The organism is Kribbella sp. NPDC023972, assembly GCF_040639075.1.
GTDB lineage: Bacteria > Actinomycetota > Actinomycetes > Propionibacteriales > Kribbellaceae > Kribbella.
The window spans coordinates 205,140-223,980 of record NZ_JBEZZH010000010.1 but is presented as its reverse complement, the minus strand read 5'-3'; the positions used below and the strand labels follow the sequence as shown (position 1 = coordinate 223,980).

At 66.9% G+C, this 18,841-nt stretch carries 20 protein-coding genes; 11 read left to right on the top strand and 9 right to left on the bottom strand.

Translation table 11 applies throughout. The features are described 5' to 3' along the window. The first annotated feature begins 39 nt into the window (after nt 1-39). The 4 genes from AB0F43_RS32050 (at nt 40) to AB0F43_RS32035 (ending at nt 3,044) form a co-directional block, all read left to right on the top strand. Nucleotides 40-849, top strand: coding sequence for a TIGR02391 family protein (locus AB0F43_RS32050; RefSeq protein WP_360485368.1), 810 nt, complete (start codon nt 40-42; stop codon nt 847-849). 219 nt (nt 850-1,068) lie between these two features. Then, nucleotides 1,069-1,707, top strand: coding sequence for a hypothetical protein (locus tag AB0F43_RS32045; RefSeq protein WP_360485365.1), 639 nt, complete (start codon nt 1,069-1,071; stop codon nt 1,705-1,707). After that, nucleotides 1,704-2,684 carry a hypothetical protein gene (locus AB0F43_RS32040; RefSeq protein ID WP_360485362.1) on the top strand — a complete coding sequence of 327 codons (981 nt, stop codon included), beginning with the start codon at nt 1,704-1,706 and terminating at the stop codon, nt 2,682-2,684. The genes AB0F43_RS32045 and AB0F43_RS32040 overlap by 4 nt, the downstream gene beginning before the upstream one ends. A gap of 189 nt (nt 2,685-2,873) precedes the next feature. Beyond that, entirely contained in the window at nt 2,874-3,044 is a 171-nt protein-coding gene (locus AB0F43_RS32035) for a hypothetical protein (protein WP_360485359.1), read from the top strand. Between the two features lie 40 nt (nt 3,045-3,084). Here AB0F43_RS32035 and AB0F43_RS32030 read toward each other — a convergent pair whose 3' ends face one another. Further along, nucleotides 3,085-4,149, bottom strand: a complete 1,065-nt coding sequence (locus AB0F43_RS32030) for a hypothetical protein (protein ID WP_360485356.1) — start codon at nt 4,147-4,149, stop codon at nt 3,085-3,087. Nucleotides 4,150-4,337: 188 nt separating this feature from the next. Continuing rightward, nucleotides 4,338-4,715, bottom strand: a complete 378-nt coding sequence (locus AB0F43_RS32025) for a hypothetical protein (RefSeq protein ID WP_360485353.1) — start codon at nt 4,713-4,715, stop codon at nt 4,338-4,340. A gap of 282 nt (nt 4,716-4,997) precedes the next feature. Here AB0F43_RS32025 and folE point away from each other — a divergent pair, with 282 nt between their 5' ends. From folE to AB0F43_RS31995, 6 genes are read left to right on the top strand one after another with little or no spacing between them, the layout of a single operon-like run. Continuing rightward, the gene (folE, locus tag AB0F43_RS32020; protein ID WP_360485351.1) at nt 4,998-5,615 is read left to right on the top strand and encodes a GTP cyclohydrolase I; all 618 of its coding nucleotides are present in this window, start codon (nt 4,998-5,000) and stop codon (nt 5,613-5,615) included. Continuing rightward, a complete protein-coding gene (locus AB0F43_RS32015; RefSeq protein ID WP_360485348.1) occupies nt 5,612-6,085 on the top strand; it encodes a 6-carboxytetrahydropterin synthase in 474 nt (157 codons plus the stop codon). Before folE ends, AB0F43_RS32015 begins: the two co-directional genes overlap by 4 nt. Then, on the top strand, nt 6,082-6,903 hold the full coding sequence (locus AB0F43_RS32010) for a hypothetical protein (RefSeq protein WP_360485345.1): 822 nt from the start codon (nt 6,082-6,084) through the stop codon (nt 6,901-6,903). The genes AB0F43_RS32015 and AB0F43_RS32010 overlap by 4 nt, the downstream gene beginning before the upstream one ends. Next, nucleotides 6,827-7,738 (top strand): DUF2797 domain-containing protein, encoded by a 912-nt coding sequence (locus tag AB0F43_RS32005; RefSeq protein ID WP_360485342.1) that lies wholly within the window; start codon nt 6,827-6,829, stop codon nt 7,736-7,738. The genes AB0F43_RS32010 and AB0F43_RS32005 overlap by 77 nt, the downstream gene beginning before the upstream one ends. Beyond that, a complete protein-coding gene (locus tag AB0F43_RS32000) occupies nt 7,716-8,354 on the top strand; it encodes an AAA family ATPase (protein ID WP_360485340.1) in 639 nt (212 codons plus the stop codon). Before AB0F43_RS32005 ends, AB0F43_RS32000 begins: the two co-directional genes overlap by 23 nt. After that, nucleotides 8,354-9,604: a glycosyltransferase family 4 protein gene (locus tag AB0F43_RS31995; protein WP_360485337.1), complete on the top strand. Its 1,251-nt coding sequence runs from the start codon at nt 8,354-8,356 to the stop codon at nt 9,602-9,604. Before AB0F43_RS32000 ends, AB0F43_RS31995 begins: the two co-directional genes overlap by 1 nt. Before the next feature lie 8 nt (nt 9,605-9,612). On the opposite strand, the gene AB0F43_RS31990 is transcribed toward AB0F43_RS31995, so the two are convergent. The 3 genes from AB0F43_RS31990 to AB0F43_RS31980 all read right to left on the bottom strand — a co-directional run bounded on the left by AB0F43_RS31990 (nt 9,613) and on the right by AB0F43_RS31980 (nt 11,578). Then, nucleotides 9,613-10,116 carry an NUDIX domain-containing protein gene (locus tag AB0F43_RS31990; protein WP_360485334.1) on the bottom strand — a complete coding sequence of 168 codons (504 nt, stop codon included), beginning with the start codon at nt 10,114-10,116 and terminating at the stop codon, nt 9,613-9,615. A gap of 585 nt (nt 10,117-10,701) precedes the next feature. Next, entirely contained in the window at nt 10,702-11,034 is a 333-nt protein-coding gene (locus AB0F43_RS31985; protein WP_360485331.1) for a hypothetical protein, read from the bottom strand. 100 nt (nt 11,035-11,134) lie between these two features. Then, complete coding sequence (locus AB0F43_RS31980) at nt 11,135-11,578, bottom strand: hypothetical protein (RefSeq protein WP_360485328.1); 444 nt, start codon at nt 11,576-11,578, stop codon at nt 11,135-11,137. A 120-nt stretch (nt 11,579-11,698) separates the two neighbouring features. On the opposite strand from AB0F43_RS31980, the gene AB0F43_RS31975 reads away from it, so the two are divergent. Continuing rightward, a complete protein-coding gene (locus AB0F43_RS31975; RefSeq protein WP_360485325.1) occupies nt 11,699-12,217 on the top strand; it encodes a hypothetical protein in 519 nt (172 codons plus the stop codon). Between the two features lie 6 nt (nt 12,218-12,223). On the opposite strand, the gene AB0F43_RS31970 is transcribed toward AB0F43_RS31975, so the two are convergent. The 4 genes from AB0F43_RS31970 to AB0F43_RS31955 form a co-directional block, all read right to left on the bottom strand. After that, a complete protein-coding gene (locus tag AB0F43_RS31970; protein WP_360485320.1) occupies nt 12,224-13,741 on the bottom strand; it encodes a hypothetical protein in 1,518 nt (505 codons plus the stop codon). 129 nt (nt 13,742-13,870) lie between these two features. Beyond that, complete coding sequence (locus AB0F43_RS31965) at nt 13,871-14,677, bottom strand: hypothetical protein (RefSeq protein ID WP_360485316.1); 807 nt, start codon at nt 14,675-14,677, stop codon at nt 13,871-13,873. A gap of 150 nt (nt 14,678-14,827) precedes the next feature. Then, complete coding sequence (locus AB0F43_RS31960) at nt 14,828-18,382, bottom strand: hypothetical protein (protein ID WP_360485314.1); 3,555 nt, start codon at nt 18,380-18,382, stop codon at nt 14,828-14,830. 194 nt (nt 18,383-18,576) lie between these two features. Beyond that, nucleotides 18,577-18,756 (bottom strand): hypothetical protein, encoded by a 180-nt coding sequence (locus AB0F43_RS31955; protein ID WP_360485311.1) that lies wholly within the window; start codon nt 18,754-18,756, stop codon nt 18,577-18,579. Between the last annotated feature and the right edge of the window lie 85 nt (nt 18,757-18,841).

Here is an 18,841-nt window from a genome sequence, read left to right as displayed (position 1 = left end):
TCCCGTCAGTGAGGCCGGCGGACCGCGAGAATGGGCGCCATGACCGCTGCTCAGCCCTGGGACCTGGCCGTTCTACGTGGCGTAGCCGACGTCCTGGCCGACACCTCGCAAGGCCTCACTGGCGGTCAAATCACCGAGCTGCTCGCACGGCTCAAGTTCCCTGATCCGCGGCCAGACGCGTCGAAGCGTGCCCGGCTGCTCGAGGCCTTCATCGGCCGGCAGAACCAGGACCAGAGCGCCCAGCGAATCGTCACATTCATCACCCACGCCATGGCGCCGGCCGGCTACGTCGACCAACGCGATCTGTTCACCTGGAGGCAGGACCGCCTGAACGAAGTACTGACTTTCGCCGGCCTTCGAGTCAACGACAAGGGCGCGGTCCAGTGGGGCGCGGCCTCGTCCACTCTCGACGAGGCCGCCCGCAACGCCGCCTCGCTGCAATCGGAGCTCCTCCGCCGGCGGACCCACCCCCGGGTACTGGAGTACTGCACCCTCGAGCTGCTGAAGAAGAACAACTTCCACGCCCAGCTAGAGGCGACCAAGAGCGTCTTCGACCGCCTCCGGCAGCTGACCGCAGCCACCGGCGACGGAGCTTCGCTCGTCGACGACGTCCTGGCGCTCGGCCAGTCGGGAACGCCGCGGATCGCCATCAGCCCCCTTCAGAGCCAGACCGAACGCGACGAGCAGAAGGGCTTCGCCAACCTCATCAAGGGCCTGGCCGGCCTGTACCGCAACCCCGTCGCTCACGACCCGCGGCTGAACCGGACCGTCACCGACGACGAGCTCCTCGAGCTGCTGACGACCTTGTCGATGATCCACCGGCGCCTCGACACCGCTGTCGTACGCTGACCGCCTGACCTTCCCCGGCCATCCTTGGTCGACGCCAGGCGCCCACTCCCCCCGCGTCTCCCGGCGGGCCGTTGGGACTGGGACTCGTGGCCTGCCCCAGCCGGGGCAGAGAGCCTCTCCACGGCAGGTTGGTGCGTTTATAAACGCACTGTACGATCGTCGTCACGAAGCCCGCCGGCCACCGAGGCCTTGGGCTCGCCCCTACCGAAGGGATGACCAATGCCACTCCCGACCTTCGTGCCCGCCGAGAACCCTCACCCGCGAGCACGCATTCTCAACCGCACCCAGACCGCGGCCCGGCTCGGCATCAACGGTCCCGGCGTGGACAAGCTCGTCCGCGCCGGCATGCTCAGCGTCCCGATCGAGCTCGAGGAGGTCGAGAGGCTGGCCGGCCGACCCCGCCTGCAGGTCGCGGCCGGCGAGCTCACGGTGCTGCGCACCGACGCCCGCGCTGAAGCAGACCCGGCCAAGCACCCCCACGACACACGGAAATGGATCGGCTTCCACGTCCAGCACAGCGACGACGAACTGGCCGACAGCAGCCTGCGCTGGTGGCGCTCGGTCCCCGAGCGAGTCATCGACAACACCCTGTTCGCGGTCACCGTGGCCACCCTGCCCGTCGCGGTGTACGCCATCAGCAGCCCCAAGGTCGCCAGCTTCCAATACCCGGGCGAGCCGTTCGTTCGGCATCACTACGCCGGCCAGCTGCTCGCCCGGGCTCACCCGAGGATGGTCGTCACCTACCCGCAGGACACCCGCGACGATCTGCGCGATCTCGCCCGGCAGATCATGAACAGCACGATCAGGGTCGACAGCGGCGGCCCCATCGGCTACCTCGAGCCGGCTCCCCTGCCGTGACCACCGCTGAGGCCCTGGCCGCCTTCACCAGGATCCGTGAAGCCGCCGAGACCTACATGGAGGATATGGACGCCGTCGACCTCGGCTGGTCCGAGGAGACAGTCACCGACGTCTGCGTCCACAAAGGTCACCCCACCGTCCGGGTCAGCAAGTTCAACAAGAACCAGGAGGGCGGCGGAGTCGGCGCGGACTATCTGTGGTGGTGGCTGGACCGTTCCAGCGGGGTCTGCTTCGGCATGCTGGTGCAGGCCAAGCGGCTCACCCACGAGGGCACCAAGTGGAAACTCGACATTCGCCACAACAACGGCAAGCAGTACTCCGATCTGCTCAAGACCGCGGCCCAGCTCGAGGTCCCCGCGATGTACGGCGTCTACACCGGCGGCCCCACCTTTCGCACCGGCCTGCCTTGCATCCACGCCAAGCAGCCCGAGTGTGTCGGCTGCCGGCGGCTGGCGATCTCGATGATCACCGCCTTCCAGCTCAGCCCCATCTTTTCGCCGGCTGACACGGCCGAGACACTGTTCGACGAGTCGATCTCGCTCGAGGACCTCGTCGACCCGCGCCGATCCGTCGGCCCGGTGAATGACCTCAACCTGCAGGGCATCCCTCCCGGCGATCTCCGCGACTTCCTCCTCAAACCCCAAGTTGGGCCGCGCGAGGTCGCCAAGCGGATCTTCCGCCTGGTCAGCCACGCCCGGCTCGGCGCGTTCTCTGCTCCCAGCGCTCAACTGATCGCGGTCCCGGGGGCCCCGCTGTTCCCCGACGTCCCGGACGACCGCGGGCACTTCCCAGCGTCCTACTTCCGGCACATCCTTCAAGGCCTTCGCCACAGCCCACCCCGCTACGTCGAGGAGCTGCTCGAACGGCAGTTGTTCCAGGACCTGCTCGACGGCGCCCTGGAATCGGTCGCCGGCGACGTCCCCGTTCCGGCCGCGCTCGACGGCCTGGTGGATGGAATCGTCCTCGTCTCCCTGTGACGGAACGGGCTGCCCGCCGCATCCCGGTCGACGGGCAGCCACGTCGCGGGTCGCGCACGTCCGGGTTGGAATCCGCACAGGCCACACCTGCACTGATAAGCCCGCTTCTCGGTGCAGGTGTGGACGCGGCCGGCGCTGGACTTCTACCGTCCAGCTGTTCCCCAAACTGATCCCGAGGAGACCGCGGCCATGGACGTTGAACTCGCCGAGCCGGCCACGTACGCCGACATCATCGTGATGACCCGCTGGATGGCCGAGCAGAGCTTCACTCCTGACGAGATCGCGTATGCGGTCGAGAAGCCCCACAAGCATCTCGACTACATCCGCAGAGCAGCGGCTGGTCTGCCAGCTGCCGACTAGGAGCTTCGGCTGTTGCCGGGCCGACGCTCATCCTGCGCCGCTACCGGCCATCCGAGCCGCGGCTGAAGAGCACATGCTCGAGGCGCTGCAAGATCGTGGGCCTGGGTGGCCACTGGCCTGCGATGCGATCAAGGACGTCGAGGCCGTACTCGGGCAGCACCATTCGCTCGTGCCGCAGTAGGCGGTTGAACGACTTGGCGTCGCGGATCCAGTCGAGCCGCGGGTCCGGGTGGCACCCGAACATCGCCTCGAAGGCGAGCAAGTTGGATCGTGCTGCTCCGGCCGACCCGAACCCGAGGAGCCACGAGCTGATGCCCTCGGCATCGAATGTGTCGAGTCCTTCGCCCGTGGGTCCGTCGGGCTGGTAGTTGGTCAGGAGTCCGGACCGATAGAGCAGCCTGAGCAGCGTCTGAGTGCCGGCGCCGGTGGTGTCGCTGACCTCCCATGGTGGGTTTTGCACAGTGACCTCGGCCAAGGCGACTGGGAAGCCGGCTGCGCGGACGGCGGCGGCTCTGTGGTTGCCGTTCTCGGTCACGAGATGGACCGGTCCCCGCGGTGTCACGGTCGTCGACAGAACCAGCCCGTCGCCCAGGATGTCGGCGAGACCGGCGGGATCGCCTGCTTCCCGGATCAGGTTCGCGGCGATTTGGGCGAGCTCGGCTGGTGTGCGGTGGTACGGGAAGGCCTCGTGCTTGGTGACTGGGATGTCGCTGGGCCGGACCCATGCGTAGATCGGTGCGGGATCGTCGCAACCGCTGGCTGGGTGAACGGGCCTGGGAGCCGCGAGCACTTGGTCGACCGCCGCCAGGAGTTCGACGTGCTGGAAGCCGCGGCTGGCCTCGCAGTGGGCGCGCCACAGCCTGACGGCTCCGCGATGGCCGGACAGATCGGACGCCGGGATCATGCCGCTGCCGGCGAGCAGTTCCTCAGCGTGGGCGACGTCCGCATCGGAGCCTTCGACCGTGAAGGTCGTCTCGTCGATTCCGCTTGGGTCGTCCAGTGAGCGCACCTCGGCGGCCAGCGACTTCCTTCGGACCTCGAGCATCGCCTCAATCTCTGCTTCCGCAGCGGCCTGCCGGCGCGCGACCTCCGGATCGGTACTCACGCGAGGACCTCGGCGGCTGCCCGCACGTCGGAAGCCGGCCACAAACCTGCTCTCGAGCAGCTGGGGTGCTCTCGGAAGTTCGGACCGGTCCACTGCTGCCGGGTCCAGTAGAGCCCGTCCTCGCAGGATGGGCAGGGGAACCACTCTCGCGGCTCGCGGCACCAGCTCGGCGCGGCGCTCATCGAGGTTCAGCCTCGCTCGCGGATGTGTTCTGGAAGCCACTGTTCACGCACTGATGCACCGGCGGCGGTGGGTTTCCACACACTCCAACCGTTGCCGAGTTTGACGATCTCGATCCAGCCGAGCCGGATGAACAGATCGATCCAGTCGGTCGGCAAGCCCGGCCGCGGCCGGCGGTCGTAGATGCCGACAGTCCTTACCGGGGGTGAGAGTTCGGCACCTGTCTGGGGATCGAACTTGCGCAGCTGGCCGTGCAACGTCGCCCAGCCGCGCAGGTCCTCAAGAGTCAGCGCGATGGCGCGCCTCTCGCTGGGAGTCAGCGCGTGGATGAGAGCTTCGCGCTCCTGCGGCGACAGGTCATCCCCCGGCGCAACGTGCTCGCTCAACCAGAACCCCATCCTCTCGTCGTACTCGCTGACCGTCGTGCTCGACGTCGGCTTCGCAACGTCGCCGACAGCCCAGCGTGAAGCCGGCCGGCCGATGCAGGAGCCACCTCTCAGCGCTGTCCGCTGAAGGGTAGCCGCGGTTCAACCGCTGCGCGTCCACGATTCCGAAACTATTGACCGTGGTCAACTCTTCTGTAACTATTGCCCACGGTCAGTAGTTTATGTGACCCGCCGACTCACTGCAGATCAGGCCCATGGGCCTCATGCACCAAGGGAGTACGAATGACAGCAATGCATCTCGACCGTCCCCCGGCGGAACCGCCCTCGCGCGTCTCGGCCGAGCGGGCGATCGACGTCGAAGAGGCGACGGCCGCCGCCGGCGACTTCCTCACCGCGCTTGGCATGGACCTGGAGCAGCCCGGCCTGGCGGACACCCCCGGCAGGATGGCCCGCGCCTACCAGGACTTGTTCACCCCGCGCGCCTTCAACTTCACTGTCTTCCCCAACGACCAGAAGTACCGCCAACTGGTTGCCGAGAAGGCGATTCCGTTCCACAGCGTCTGCGAACACCACGCCCTGCCGTTCTTCGGAACCGCCGACGTCGCCTACCTGCCCGGCGAGAACATCCTGGGTTTGTCCAAGCTGGCCCGCGTGGTCGAGCACTTCTCGCGGCAGCCGCAGGTGCAGGAACGCCTCACCATGCAGATCGCCGCATTCATCGAGACCGAGCTCAAGCCGCAAGGCGTCGGGGTCGTCCTGCGCGCAGAGCACATGTGCATGCGGCTGCGGGGTGTCCAGGTCATCGGCACCGAGACGATCACCTCCGAGGTTCGCGGCGTACTGCTCGACAACGCCCGCGCCCGCGCGGAGTTCATGGCTCTCACCCGGGACGCGCGATGACGACCACCATCACGATCGGCCACGGAGAGTTCGCCTTCTCCGCCGCCCACAGCGGCGTTCACGCAGGGCAGTTCGAGCGTCTCCACGGACACACCTACATCGTCGAGCTCCACCTCACCGGCACCCTCGACAAGGACGGCATGATCGCGGACTTCGCCGCGGTCAAGGGCACCCTGCGCGCCGCGCTCGCGCCGCTGCGCAAGCGCACCTTGTTCGCCTCAGATACTCCCGGCGTGACGATCGAGCACGCTGGAAGCCAGGTCGTGATCCGGGGTGCCGGCAAGGTCTACAACCTTCCGGCCGACGACGTCATGTTGCTGCCGACAACGAGCACCAGCACCGAGGCGATCGCCGGCTACCTGCTCGACCAGATCGTGGAGCAGCTGCGGCCGACGTCCGGCCTGGCCGAAGTCGAACTCCAGCTCACGGAGTCGTTGGACAGCTCCGTCCGTGTGAAAGCGCCCCTGTGACCGGCACGAGCGCCGCGGCCGTGGCCGGCCTGGGACATCGCGGCGAGGTCACGACGGTACTCAGCTACCTCGTCGACCAGGCCGCCGCGGGGCAGACGCCTGGCCTGGTGGACTGGACGCCTCGAAGCCCCTGGGACATTTGGTGGATCTGCTTCCGCTCGGGTTCGCCGGCCGAGACGCTGGGTCTGCGGCCGGCGGAGCGCTCGGGCGGGTGCGCGGTGTGCGCTCCACACGTTGTCGAGCTGACTCGCGACACCCCTATGCACCCTGGCGTGAGGCCCGATTGCCGGCGTGCGTGCTTCACCGCTTGGGCGGCCTCGATGCGGTCGCCGGAACCGGTGCTGAGCTGGCCGCGGATCAGCTCCGGTCTGGCGATGGTGAAGCCAGGCGGCGACGCGGCCGCCGTCGTGGACCTCCTCGCGGGTCAGTTCGTCATCGAGCAGCCGATCGTCAGGATCCTCAGCACGCACGATGTCCGCCGGCTCTATCCCGAGGCTTACGGCGCCGACTTTATCGCCGCCCGGGACCACTACCTCACCTCGGCGCCCTGCACTGTCTTGACGCTGCGCGCCAAGATCCCAACGCCAGCCGGCCATCAGCGCAAGCACGCGATCCGCGAGATCCTCGGCAACTCGGACCCGCTGCGCAACCACCTCCACATGCCCGACAACCCTGGTGAGACCTGGTGCGACCTGCGCCTGCTCAGCGGCAGCCACGACGACCTGTACCGGAGGTACGACAGTGCGGACGCAGCCGAGCGACTGGATCACTACCGGCGTCTTCTGGGAGTCGAACAGGCCGGTCCTCGCCGTTGCTGACCAGTCCGGGAACTCGCGCAGTCTCCCGGTCGACCCGAGCCGCCAGCTGGCACTGGACTTCGGCACGCCACGTCGCTGCATCGGCTGGTGGCTCCCCCAGACCCAGCGCCGGCAGCCATGCCCACTCAGCAACGAAATGCCACTACCTGGACCGTCCGCGCAGTGCGACTCATGTAGCGCAGCCGACCCCGGGCGTGCCTTCGCCCGCGGCGACGTCCTCGACGATGGACGGGCGCACGCGCTCTACCTGGCATGGTTCGGCCCGCAGCTGCTCAAGGTGGGCACGACCGCACTCGACCGGGGCTCCAATCGCCTCGCCGAGCAGGGAGCCGTCGCCTACGTCTGGGTCGCGACCGGATCCCTGCCAGGAATCCGGCACCTGGAACAACGCGTCTCTGCCGCGACGATCGCACCACAGCGGCGACGGCGAGCGGAGAAGGTCGCCGCGTGGTGGTCCGTTGGCTCCGCCGAGGAACGAGCTTCCGAGCTGATCAAGGCGCACCGGCTGATCCGCGACACTCTCCCAGCCGGCACCACTACTCCCCACGAACCGGTTGTCCACGACAACCTCGCCCGGTTCGGGCTGGCCTCTCTCCCTCACCACTACGACGAACTCACCGCCCTGGCCGCCGAGGCCACTGTGACCGGCACCGTGATCGTCGCCTGTGGGCGAGACCTCCTCATCAACCTTGTCGATGCTGGACCGACGCTGGTCGACAGCCGCCTCCTGGCTGGCCGTCCCACGCTGCCCTCCAGCTCCCAGCGCACCCGCGGGATCACCGCCGACGCGCGCACCCAGCCCAGGAGCCCCCATGCTGACGAGACACTCTTCTGAACCCAGGAACCCCGGAAGGCTGATCACGGTCGAGGGCCCACCCGGCGCCGGAAAGACCACCGCGCTGCATGTACTCGCAGAATGGGGCCACAGCGTGATCGGCGAATACACGACTCCCTCCGGTTCCACGATCCCCATCGCCGGCCACCCGGCCGTCGACGACGATGCCGCGCATCAACGCAACTGGCTGATCAAGAACGAACAGGCCAGCCGCGCCCGAGGCCATCAGCGAGTCGTCTGGCTCGATCGCGACTGGATCTCCTCCTTGGCCTACGCCTTCTCTCTCGACGACCGTCAACTCCTTGCCGCACGCGCGAAGTGGGCCTTCGAGTGTCTCGCCGCCGGCGACCTCACCATCGCCGACACCTATGTCGTACTTCACGTCGACCCAGCCGTCAGCCTTGCGCGGCGAGCAAGCCGGCTCAACGCCGAGCACATCTGGAGCACACCGGCCGGCCTCCTCGGTCTGCACGGGTTCTACACCGATCCCATCAGGGCGATCGCCCGGGTCCACCGTCAACTCGCAGTCCGGGTAGCGACCGCCAACTGGGAGCACCTGCAACATCCGACGATCGCCGAGGCAGTCGATGCGCTCGAGCGGGAGGCCCTGGTCTGATGATGGCACCCGAGCGCTTCCCGATCGCCGTGCTGATGCACGACGGCTTCTACGGCTGCGGCACCGGCGCCGGAACCTCCAACCGAACCCTGCTCCAGGAGCTGCTCGCCCACTCGTCGCCGAGCACGGACATCCTCGTCATGCCCATCCGGCTCGACCCCAGCAGCAGCGAATACGACGAATCGTGGCACGCGGCAACCAAAGCCCTCCTGGCTCAAACCGGCAGCGTGATCGAGGCCCTGGACAACGGGACACACGGCCAGCTGCGCTTCGGCGGCCTCGAGAACTTCCGTCGTGTGGTCCACGACGCTTCGTGCCGGCTGCACAGGCGCTTCGCGGGCACCAACGGCATGCCGTGGATCATCGCGCTCGATGTCCCCTTCCTCGGCCTCGGAAGCGTTCTCGGGCCTGAACTGGCCAAACGTCTCATCCTGGTCCCACGCTCCACCGCCAGGATCCATGCTCCAGGCGATCTCGACCGGGTCGCGTGGGAGTCTGCGGCCCTTCAGGAAGCTACGGACCGGGGCGCGCGGGTGGCAGCGATCTCTGCGTTCATGCGCAGCCATCTGCAGACGGACTACTCCGTCGACGCCCGCCACATCATCGACCTGCCCAACGGCCTCGTAGACGCCGACTGGCGACAGCCTGCAGGTCAAGCCCTACCGCTACCTCCACACGCAGCCGACAGCTTCATGCTCTGCATGGGGCGCGCAACCCCATACAAGGGATACGACGATGTCCTCGACGCCTTGCAGTACCTCAAGCGCCAGGGCGGACCAGTCCCCCACACCGTGCTGGCCGCTGTGACAGACGGCCCAGTGGTCACGGACTACCAGCGGCACCTGGCGTGGCGGATCCAGTCCGAACATCTCAACGTCTCCCTCGTCACGTCCTTCTCGCCCGCCATCCGGGCACTGCTGTGGCATCCCGCGCTCTGCGCGGTCCTCGTACCGTCACAGGCTGAGCCGTTCGGGCGGATCCCCATCGAGGCGCACGCCGCCGGCGCTGCCCCAGTCGTGACAACTACCGCCGGTGGCTTGAGCGACCAGGTGATCGACGGCGTGACCGGATTCACCTGCGACCCACACGACCCGCTCGGGCTCGCCGCCGCCATCCATCGCGCGCTCAGCCTTGACCCGGAGGCGCGCCGGGAAATGCGGGACCGCGCAGGTCGAGATGTCCGGCGCAGGTTCGATCACAGCGCCGCAGTACGGACGTTCATCAAGCAGCTCGGCCGTCTGGGCGACTAAGCCTCGCTTCAGTCCACGTGCTCCCGCGGCGCCGTTGGGCGGTCTGCCGGTATTCCCCAGCGAGCTGTGGCGATCGCCGCTGCGGCGGCAGCTTGGCTCCGCCCGGAATCAGCCCAGCTCAGCAGGTGGACCGCGTCCTCGATCGGCACCAGCCATCGTCCGTGCAGCCGGCCGCCATCTGGATCAGGGTGTCGTGGCCGGAAGAGCGAGATGTGGCCGACGTACCTGGCCAGCGCCGTCTCACGCTTACGCGGGTCCCACTCGTAGCCGAGGTAAGCCATCGCGCCGATCTCGACCTGCGACTCCTCAAGAGCCTCCCGCCGCAGCGTCGCCTCGTGCGACGGATCCACCGGCTCGGGCGAGCCACCCGGCAGGTTCCAACCACCGGTTGTCTCCTGGACGAGCACACGCCCGTGTGGATCGAACAACCAGCCGTAGACCTGCCCAACCCTGCGGCCCGCCGGCACAGCATCGGCGGTCCAGCGGTACTGCGGATTGGCGGTCTCGGTCACACCGCGCACGCTAGTCGGGGCCGGCGAAGGACTTCGGTGAAGACACGCGGTTCAGGACTCGGCGGCGAACGGAAGACCAATCAGATCTGGGTGGAGTACGAGGATCTGGTCGTACGAGATCCGGCCTCCGCGCTCGAAGGTGGGCCTCGTCGACCACCTCCTCGGCCGGAGGGGGAAGTCGCCGCACGAGTTCGCCCAGTTCGTACCTGCCGCTGACCTGGAGCGCGAGTGGCTCTCGAAGAGCAGGTGGGCCTTCGCTACCAGACCGAGAGCTTGCCGATTCCCTCGCCTCGTGCGTTCGGATGAACCCAGATGTCACTGATGCGCCGGTCGGTCGGATCCTCGGGGCGGCGGACGTCCTCGTCTATCGCACGCGGATCTTGGACCGACAGGTAAACCAAGAGTGTTCCCGCGGCAGCGATCGCCTCCCGCCGTGGATCTGCCCCAACCATCAGGTACCAGAACGGTGTGAAATGTGAGCGCACGCGGTACCCGGGGGTCGGCGAGGTCAGCCCAGCGAACCCCGTCCGGCCGGCGATTCGATGGGGGCCCGCCAGTCGCCGGCCGCGGAACTCTCCGTTGAGGTCACAGCTCCTCCTGAGGCGTCAGGCTTTCCGGCGCGACGAGGCGGGCCTGCTGATCGTCGTCGCTCGAGTGATACATCGCGGTCGCCAGTACCACTGTCGCGTCACATTCGACGCAGCGGAAGCCGGTGTGCTCGAACTTCACGTCATCGGTGGACCAGTGGATGTGGAGGTCGCCGTCGTTGTCCCAGACTTCGTCGACCTTGTTCCAGCGCGTTGCCTTGCCGACCTCGGCGATGCTGTCGAGCTCGCCGCAGTACGGGCAGCGCAGATGCAGAGTCTTGCCGTCGGCCTCACGCTGGATCTCGATCGCGCGGGGTCGGGAATCTGGCACTGGTCACTCCTCAGTCCGCGGCCTGTTCCGGATGCACGGGTTGGTCTGGGCTTCATCGCTCCGGGCGATCAGCTGCTGCTGGCTGCCTGGTGCGCTGTCGTCACGGCGTCCAGAGATCCTGGAAGGTCGCCGTCGTGTAGACGATATCGATGAGGCAGAGTTCCGACCCATCGCTGCGGGTCAGTTGGGTCAGGTGGGGCTGCCATGCGTGGAAGCACGCCGGCACCAGACCAGCGGTCCAGGGCCGGAGGTGCTCTACGGCGGCGCCGCTGGCCAGCGCCTCCATGCGCTCGTCGACGACGGACTCGACCCTGACCTCGAGCGCGTCCAGCCAGGTCAGGCGGACGAAGGCCGCAGCCACTGCCAGATCGCGTGCGCCGAGGGCCAACCCGAGAAGCGATGCCTGAGCCAAGCGAGCGTGGTTTCGCGCAGCGCGCGAGCCGCTGACCCGTGGCGCGGCGGCCGGCAGCCAGCATTCGAGGAGTGTCTTTGCCACGTCTTCTCCCTCCACAGCTAAACTATTGACCACGGTCAACTGTTCCATATCTATTGCCCATGGTCAACTATTTGCCTGGGAAGCGGAGTCGCGACGGTCAGCCTTCGGCCGACTGCTCTAGCCTGAACCTGACCGGAGATGAGTGGCCGAGCGAGGAAGGGTTCGTACTTGCGCCCGTGGGTTGTGCAGCTGCAATGGAACGCCGGCGATTCTCGCGATGAGGTCGACCGCCTGGCCGCGGACCTGGCCTCGCACGACCAGGTCGGCTCTGCCACCCAGGTGGCTAGTGCCGACGGCGCACCTCGGCTAGTGATCGTCGTCAACGCAGAAGACCTCCTGGGGGCTCTTGGTCTGGCATCGTCGCTGCTGGCCCACACCACGGCGGCCTCCTCGCACGAGCTCGGCGAACCGGTCAGTGTTCGTGTCGTCGATCGCGAGATCCACCTGGCCTCCGAGGCGACGGCGCAGTTGCCGGACTTGATCTCCGCCTCGGGTATCACCGAACGGCTGGGCGTCAGCAAGCAGCGCGCGCACAGGATCCGGCAACAACCGGACTTCCCCCGTCCGGTGTACGACACCGGCCGCGATTCGTTGTGGCTGCTGTCCGACTACGAACGCTACGAAGACGAGCACCAGCGGACTCCAGGCCGGCCCCGGACAAAGAGCGACTCCGAAACCGCGGGCTGATCCCGCCTAGCTGGACCTGATCCTCATCGCGTCAAACGCCGCGTCGAGCAAGGGATTGCGGGGCATCTTCCCGCCAGCTCGCCGCTGGGCATCCAGCAGCACGCCTTGCACGTCTGACGCGATGATTCCTCCCGGATGCGGCCGAGCGGCATTGGCTAGGACGGTGGCGTTGTGTTCGTGCAGTGCGCACGCGACGAGGTGCTCGAGTTCGGTCATCGAGATGATCGCGATGCTAAACGGCGCGGGAGGAAGGGTCGCCCGGAAGGCGGTGTGGTTGACCAGGTACAGCGGCTCGGGGACCACGATCAGGGCGCTGACTGTCGTCGACCCGTACGCCGGCAGGTGGTCCAGGTGCGGGTTTCCGGCCTTCCACAGGTCGTAGGTGTCGATGAGCTGCTCGACGGCCTTCTTGATATCGCGCGCCAGGTGGGCCGTGTAGGACGCGAAGTCGGCGCGCGCGCTGAGGATCGGTCGCACAGATTTCACCTCGACGAGCACCACCTGATCGGCGGCGACCACGGTGGCGTCGACGGTCTTGCGGCCCTTCTTCCATTCGATCTCGCCGTCAACCTGCTGCCCGATCGTGCGGAGCTGCCCAAGCTGCGCGAGAACGTAGTCCTCGTTGACGTAGCCCAGGTCGGTCGCGAAGTCGTTGCCGAATCGGCGGATGCCGGCGTAGTACAAGGCGCTGGGGGTGAATCTGCCGGTCACGAAGAAGGGTTGTGGCGCGACAGAAGTGCCATCGGGCAGACCGACGAACGGGCTGGCGACCAGGGGGTTGAAGTCGTATTGGCGCATCCGCGGATCGGGGTGCCGGTTCGGGCGGATGAGACGCCGCAGATCCTGGCCCGGCCTGGTCATCGCCTCATACACGGCGAGGATGTCAGCCGGCGGAAAGTGTGCAGTGAGCTCGCCGAAGTTGGGCTGGTCCAACCACGCCGCATTGAACTGCCCCCGGTTGACCATGACCGCGGCAAGGAACAAGGGCTGAAGGTCGATGTAGGTGTCGAGGTCGGTGCCGAGCAACTGGGTGATGACCTCGGCGGAGATGCAGCGGAATCGATCGGCCGGAAACGGGCGCGACAGCATCGGCCGCAGCCTCGCGGTGTCGTTGAAGACAGGCTGCTGGTAGGCGAACTGCTGGAAGCCGACCCGGAGCAGGAGGTCGTCCAGTGCTCCATCGGCCAGGCGGCCGGCCTCGTCGGCCGAACTAGCGAAAGGGTCATCCAGTCCCACGACCATCTCGCTCAGGTACCGCAGGTCGTCCCGCGTCGGTGTGGTCTGTCCGTGCCGTCCCCATGAGCCCAGCGCCTCCATCGCGACCAGGCTGGCCGCGTGCGGGAGGATCGGGTCGCGCACGTCGACGAGCTGATGGCTGGGCCGCTGCCACTGCTCCCCCGCCACGCTCGCGAGCAGGCGAAGGAGCTTGGTCGTCTTGAACTGAGCGACCACGCGAACGAACTCCGCGTATTGCACCGGTGCGGCGGTGGGGTTCGCCCGGCGCGCCGATCCCTGACCTGACACCCTCCAAGTATCTGCCCACCCGGGCCGGTTCCCTACTGGGTTTCTTCAGCGCCTGCCCGTGGTCGGCGCCGCCGGTGTGGGACGCACATGCTGCGAGGTGCGCACCTTGGCTGGCCGGCGTCCGGGGGTCTAGCCGGCAGTTAGGCGGAAGAGGTACGGGGATCCTCCGTCGCAGCCGGTCTCGTCCAAAAAGCGCTGTTCGACTTGCTGGAGGAAGTCCAGATTCTCGTCGTAGTCGACGCTTGGGTCCTGGGGATCGTCGGCGGTGTAGACGAGGTCCGTCCATGTCTGCGAGCCGGCCGACCAAACGACGAGGTGGCCGGGGGCCCAGAGGACCCACACGCTGTCGATGCCGTCGATGTCATCCAACGGATCCAGCATGTAGGCAAGGATCGGCGACTGGAACTCGATGATGGGTTGGTCCACGAGATTGGCGATCAGGAATACGTTCTTCGATCTCCCGGGCTTGGACTTGCGATCGAGTTGCTCCTTCGCCCGGCGAATCATCGAACGCCCCTCCTCCCGGAGGACGTCATTCACATGCCTGAAGGTTGCGACGTGCTGGTGATCGTCGGTCGATCTGCCGGCGGCCAGCGCCTTGTCTACGAGTGCGCCGTACTTGCGCCAGCCGCCTGGAAAAGACTTGATCTCGAAGTCAGCCGACGCGGCGGGTCCGAGATCGACGGCGTGCGAGTGATCGGCCGGGCGCCGGGAGAAGTCGAAGGTCAGATCGGTTCCTCCGTCGCTGTCGATGCTCACCGGCGCACATGCCAGGAAGGTCGTGGTGAGGATGGCCGCGAGGTGCTCGCCGGCCGACACTTTCAAGGAGGCGAGTTGCTCGGCAGTCAGCGACCGGCAGAGCTCCCCCACCGCCCACAGCAGTGTCGGCGGTGCTATGGCGACGAAACGGCTCCCGACCGGGCTCTTCTCCTCCATTCGGGCAGCATCCCAGGTCCAGCCCACCGCGTCACCGCCGAGAACCGGCCACACTGCGCTGCTGCTGCGGAGAATTGGCGCGATCCAGCGCAGCAGCCAAGTCCGCGGCGTTTGCCATTGTCCTTGGTTGGACGTTCCTCCGGCGACCGATCACGTGGTGGGTGCGGCTTGGAACCAGTTGTTCATTCGGGCGACTTCGGCAATCGCGGGCAGTTCGCCCAGCAGGTCGGATGCCTGCTGGACAGCGCGCGCCACGATGTCGATTGGGTATTCCTCTGGGTGTTCGAGCACGACCTTCGAGATTCGGGCTGTCATCGCACCGAGTTTGACGGCGGCCGCCCATGTTCCTGGCGGGAGAGATCTACGGGTGCCTCGGAGCGCATCGATCTTCACGGTTCGTTCGGCGCCGATGACTTCCAGGAGTTGGCGCCGGTCGCCCATGCCCGGTGCGAGCAGATCGCCTAATCCGGCCACGATCTTCTTGTTGATCTGTTCAGCGGCAGCCTCGGTGGCTATGGGGCGCATCAACCACAGTGTGCGGGGACCATAGGTCACCTGCCCGAGACGCAGCGCGTCCTGCAGGGTCAGTCGGCGTAAGAGCGGGCTGTGGGTGAAGGCGTGAAGTGCCGCTTCCATCGCGCGGTAGTGCTTCGGGATGAGGGCTTCCGATGACGCAGTGATCTCGGCTGCCAGGCTGATAACGACCTGGCTATGCGCGGCGGTGAGCACCGAGAAGAGCCAGGCGCGCTGTTCGAGGTCGCTCGTAGCCCGCTCTCTCGCGGACCGCCACCAGTTGGCGTCGGCACGGTTCGCGCGGATCTGCAACTGCTGGTCGAGAAGCTCTGCGAGGACCGGGTCTGCCCCCGCATGGACACGGGCGACGTGCGCCAAGTCGACCGTTGCGGGCACCAGCGCAACCGCCTGGCGTAGGACCCATCCGTCGCCCCACAGCCTCGCGACCTGCTTCAACCTGGCGGCCCATGCGGAAGGATCCGCGTCTGGGCGGGAACGGATCTGTTCCGTGCCGTTCAGAAGATCGGCAACCAGACTGCGCCCCGTCGCGCGACGGAACCGGGTACGGGCTCCAGCACCCTCAGTACCACCGGCCGAGAAACGCGCCTGGGCGACCCGAGCGGCCTCGACAATCCTGCAGAGCGGAGTAGCACTTCCCACCGGCACGACATCGCCAGCACCGTCGTTGATCTCATCTACGCAGATCCGCAGCACGTCGTCCGCGCTACCCGCATAACCGCCCCCGACGAGGCATTCGGACACCCACTGAGTACCGGCGCCCTCGCCATCTTCTGAGGCAGCGCTCGTGACTGCGGCCGCAAGCGCTGCCACCGGCGGATCGTCAGGGAGCTCGAGCACTCCGAGATCTGCAGCTGTCCGCAGCCAATCCCTGGACCTCTCAGCAGATGTCCCCCGGAGCGACTCGGTGGACGTCGCTGGGGGTGTCCCGAGGCGAGCTTCAAGGTGATCCCACCACCACCGGGCGAGCTCGCCGTGATCGTTCGCGTGCCGACGAAGCATCCTGGCCGCCACCGCCCGAACATCCCCCACAGTCTCGTCGGCCAGCCGCTTCTTCAGTGCTCGGACGGCCTGAGAGCGTCCAGCGTCCTCAGCGAACGTAAGCGGCTGGCCGGACTCGTCGAGATGGCCGTCCTCGGCCAGCACAACACCCGGCCCGGCAAGCACGAAGTCCACGATCTCCTGCAGCGTCGCGTCCGGCTGACCCTGGTAGGCGCGGTCGTCGAGCAGACGGCCGGCGGCAAGCCGCAGATGCGGGTGCAGCGACAACGCTGGTGTTGCTTGAAGCTCCCGCAAGCTGTGATTGATTCCACGAACCTCCATCTTGGTGAACATGCCCACGAAGAACCGGCACGCGTTGAGCCAGTACGGCCGTGCCAGCAACGCGTCGAGGCAGTCGACCCTGGAGTTCCCCGCACCGCGAGGATCGGCGTACTCGTTGATGTACGCGGCCGCGAAATACTCCTGCAGTGACTGGACCTCGAACTGGAAGAACCCGGGTTCGCGCTCGATCAGACAGAGAACCCGACTCTCCATCGCTGAGAACAGCTGGTTCGCGAGCTCCAGACCCTTCTCCCGGCCCGCGAGATGCTGATTTAGCAGCCTCTTCAGGTCCGCACGGGCGATCTGCCGCGTGTTCGTGCCGTCGTCCTCGGCCTGCCTATGCAGGTACCAGCCCAGGAAGGCATGAATGTCCTCAATGACATCCCGCTCCGACGACAGCAACGGCTCCTTGTCCTCAGTCTCCTCGCGGTCCAGGAACGCCTTGAGATACTCCGAGTACAACTCGGTGCGCTCCTGGGGGAGCAGGCCCCGGCGCTGCAGAAGATGGAGCAGGATCGCCAGCTGCATCGGATAGGAAGCCAGGTCACGGATGTGCGGCAGGCCTTCGTGCTCCACGAAGGTCCGCTGCAACCTGACCGCCGCCTCAGCGCCGAGCGCAGCGACCTTGCACCATCGCTGTAGGTACTGCAGCCGCAGGCCAGCGGTCAGCCGCTGAAGGTAGAAGACTGGAAAGTCCGCCGAGGACCACAGCGGCGACCCCGAAAGCCCGGGCCTCGTCGCAACCACGACGACCAAGTCAGCCGCGTCGGCACGCAGGCGAGCCGCCGCACGGACAATCTCACTGGCGACCTGGTCCCGGTGCTCCAGGTTCGCTACCTCGTCGAGACCATCGAGCGCGAGCAGAACCGGCTCCGTCGACACCAGTGTCGAAACATCTTTCAGACTAAACCTGCGCCCCCCACTGTGCTTGGTTACGTGGACGGCGATGTACTCCTCCAGCGACGGCCAGTCCGCCTCATCCAACCTTCGGCCCAGATCGGATCGCTTCCGCTTCGCCGGCCTCTTGTTGACCCGCGCTTTGCTCGAACTGGCCCATCGGGCATAGTCGCGCAGATCGATCCGGACCGGGATCCGCGTGGTTTCGGTGAGAGGCTGCAGGCCCTGCGCCTGCCCCGTGTAATCGCCCGTGCTCTCCCCCGCGCCGCGATGACGCGCCCGATGGAACTGACACAGGTACTGCAGGAGCGTCGACTTCCCCTGCCCCGGCCCACCGACGACCAAGGCATTGCCCGACCAGTCCGGGTGCAGCAGCGCCTGCGCCGCACCGGCGACAACCCACCCAGCTTCAGCTTCCGCATCACCCGGCCGGTCAGCTGCGATCTGGCCGAGCAGCTCCGCGGCGTCAGCGTCGTGTCGAGCCGCGAACGGGACGTCGACGAACATCTCATCGACCTTCGGTCCCTCGAGTTTGACCTGCCGGAACAGCACCTGGTCGTCGGCCACGTACTGGTCAGCGATATAGCCACGGATCGTGGCCGAGATCCGCTCACGACGCTCCTCCTGCCGCTCGTGACGCCGCTTCATGCCGATCAGCGTCTCCGGGTCGTAGGCGCGGCCCTTCTCGGAGTCGATCAGCCGATGATGGTTCCGGCACAACAGGATCCGGTTCTCATAGGTCTCGAGCTTGCTGATGGGGTAGTTCGCGTCGTACCTGGGCCCCTTCGAACTCGCCGAGTAGATGTGCGCCTCCTCCCCGATCACCGTCTGGAAGGCCTCACCCGTCGCGGCATCGACCTGGTCCTGCGTGAGCCGCTGCCGGCACTGCGGGAACGAGCAGACGTTCCGGGCACGCGTCCACAACACCTTCCGGTCCCTGTCCGACAGTTCCACAGCCACCTCCTCCAGCGTCCCAACGTTCGCCCCGGCACAAGACACACGATTCTCGCAGAGACCACCCACCACACCACCGGCCACAGAGGCGCGCGGAATCGACGCCGGTGGTTCTGCGCGCACTCTCCACGAAGTTCGCCGCCAGGCGCCACCCCTACAGCGCCACACCGACGACCCAGATAGGTCCGGATCAGTCATGGCCCGTCGTGCGACCTGCCTCGCCCTCGGACTAGGAGAGCGAGAACCCGGAGCGCGGCTCGGCGCTGCTCCGGATCAGCAGAGACGATCGCGGCGATAGCAGCGATCGCGACCGTGGTTGTGTAGAGCAGTCCCGCGGCGCCGACGATGTCGTGGATGAGTTGAAGAGTTGTCATGCGCCAAGTCGGCCTTGCCGTTGCCCTGTCCGGCAGTGAGGTGGTTCGGTACGGTGCGGGGATGCGCAGGTCATGATGGTGATCC

Coding starts and splice junctions, on each gene's coding strand:
- AB0F43_RS32015 (WP_360485348.1), top strand. CDS start 5,612: ATGACGACCACCATCACGATCGGCCACGGAGAGTTCGCCTTCTCCGCC.
- AB0F43_RS32035 (WP_360485359.1), top strand. CDS start 2,874: ATGGACGTTGAACTCGCCGAGCCGGCCACGTACGCCGACATCATCGTG.
- AB0F43_RS32045 (WP_360485365.1), top strand. CDS start 1,069: ATGCCACTCCCGACCTTCGTGCCCGCCGAGAACCCTCACCCGCGAGCA.
- AB0F43_RS31955 (WP_360485311.1), bottom strand. CDS start 18,756: ATGACAACTCTTCAACTCATCCACGACATCGTCGGCGCCGCGGGACTG.
- AB0F43_RS31965 (WP_360485316.1), bottom strand. CDS start 14,677: ATGGAGGAGAAGAGCCCGGTCGGGAGCCGTTTCGTCGCCATAGCACCG.
- folE (WP_360485351.1), top strand. CDS start 4,998: ATGACAGCAATGCATCTCGACCGTCCCCCGGCGGAACCGCCCTCGCGC.
- AB0F43_RS32000 (WP_360485340.1), top strand. CDS start 7,716: ATGCTGACGAGACACTCTTCTGAACCCAGGAACCCCGGAAGGCTGATC.
- AB0F43_RS31980 (WP_360485328.1), bottom strand. CDS start 11,578: ATGGAACAGTTGACCGTGGTCAATAGTTTAGCTGTGGAGGGAGAAGAC.
- AB0F43_RS31995 (WP_360485337.1), top strand. CDS start 8,354: ATGATGGCACCCGAGCGCTTCCCGATCGCCGTGCTGATGCACGACGGC.
- AB0F43_RS32050 (WP_360485368.1), top strand. CDS start 40: ATGACCGCTGCTCAGCCCTGGGACCTGGCCGTTCTACGTGGCGTAGCC.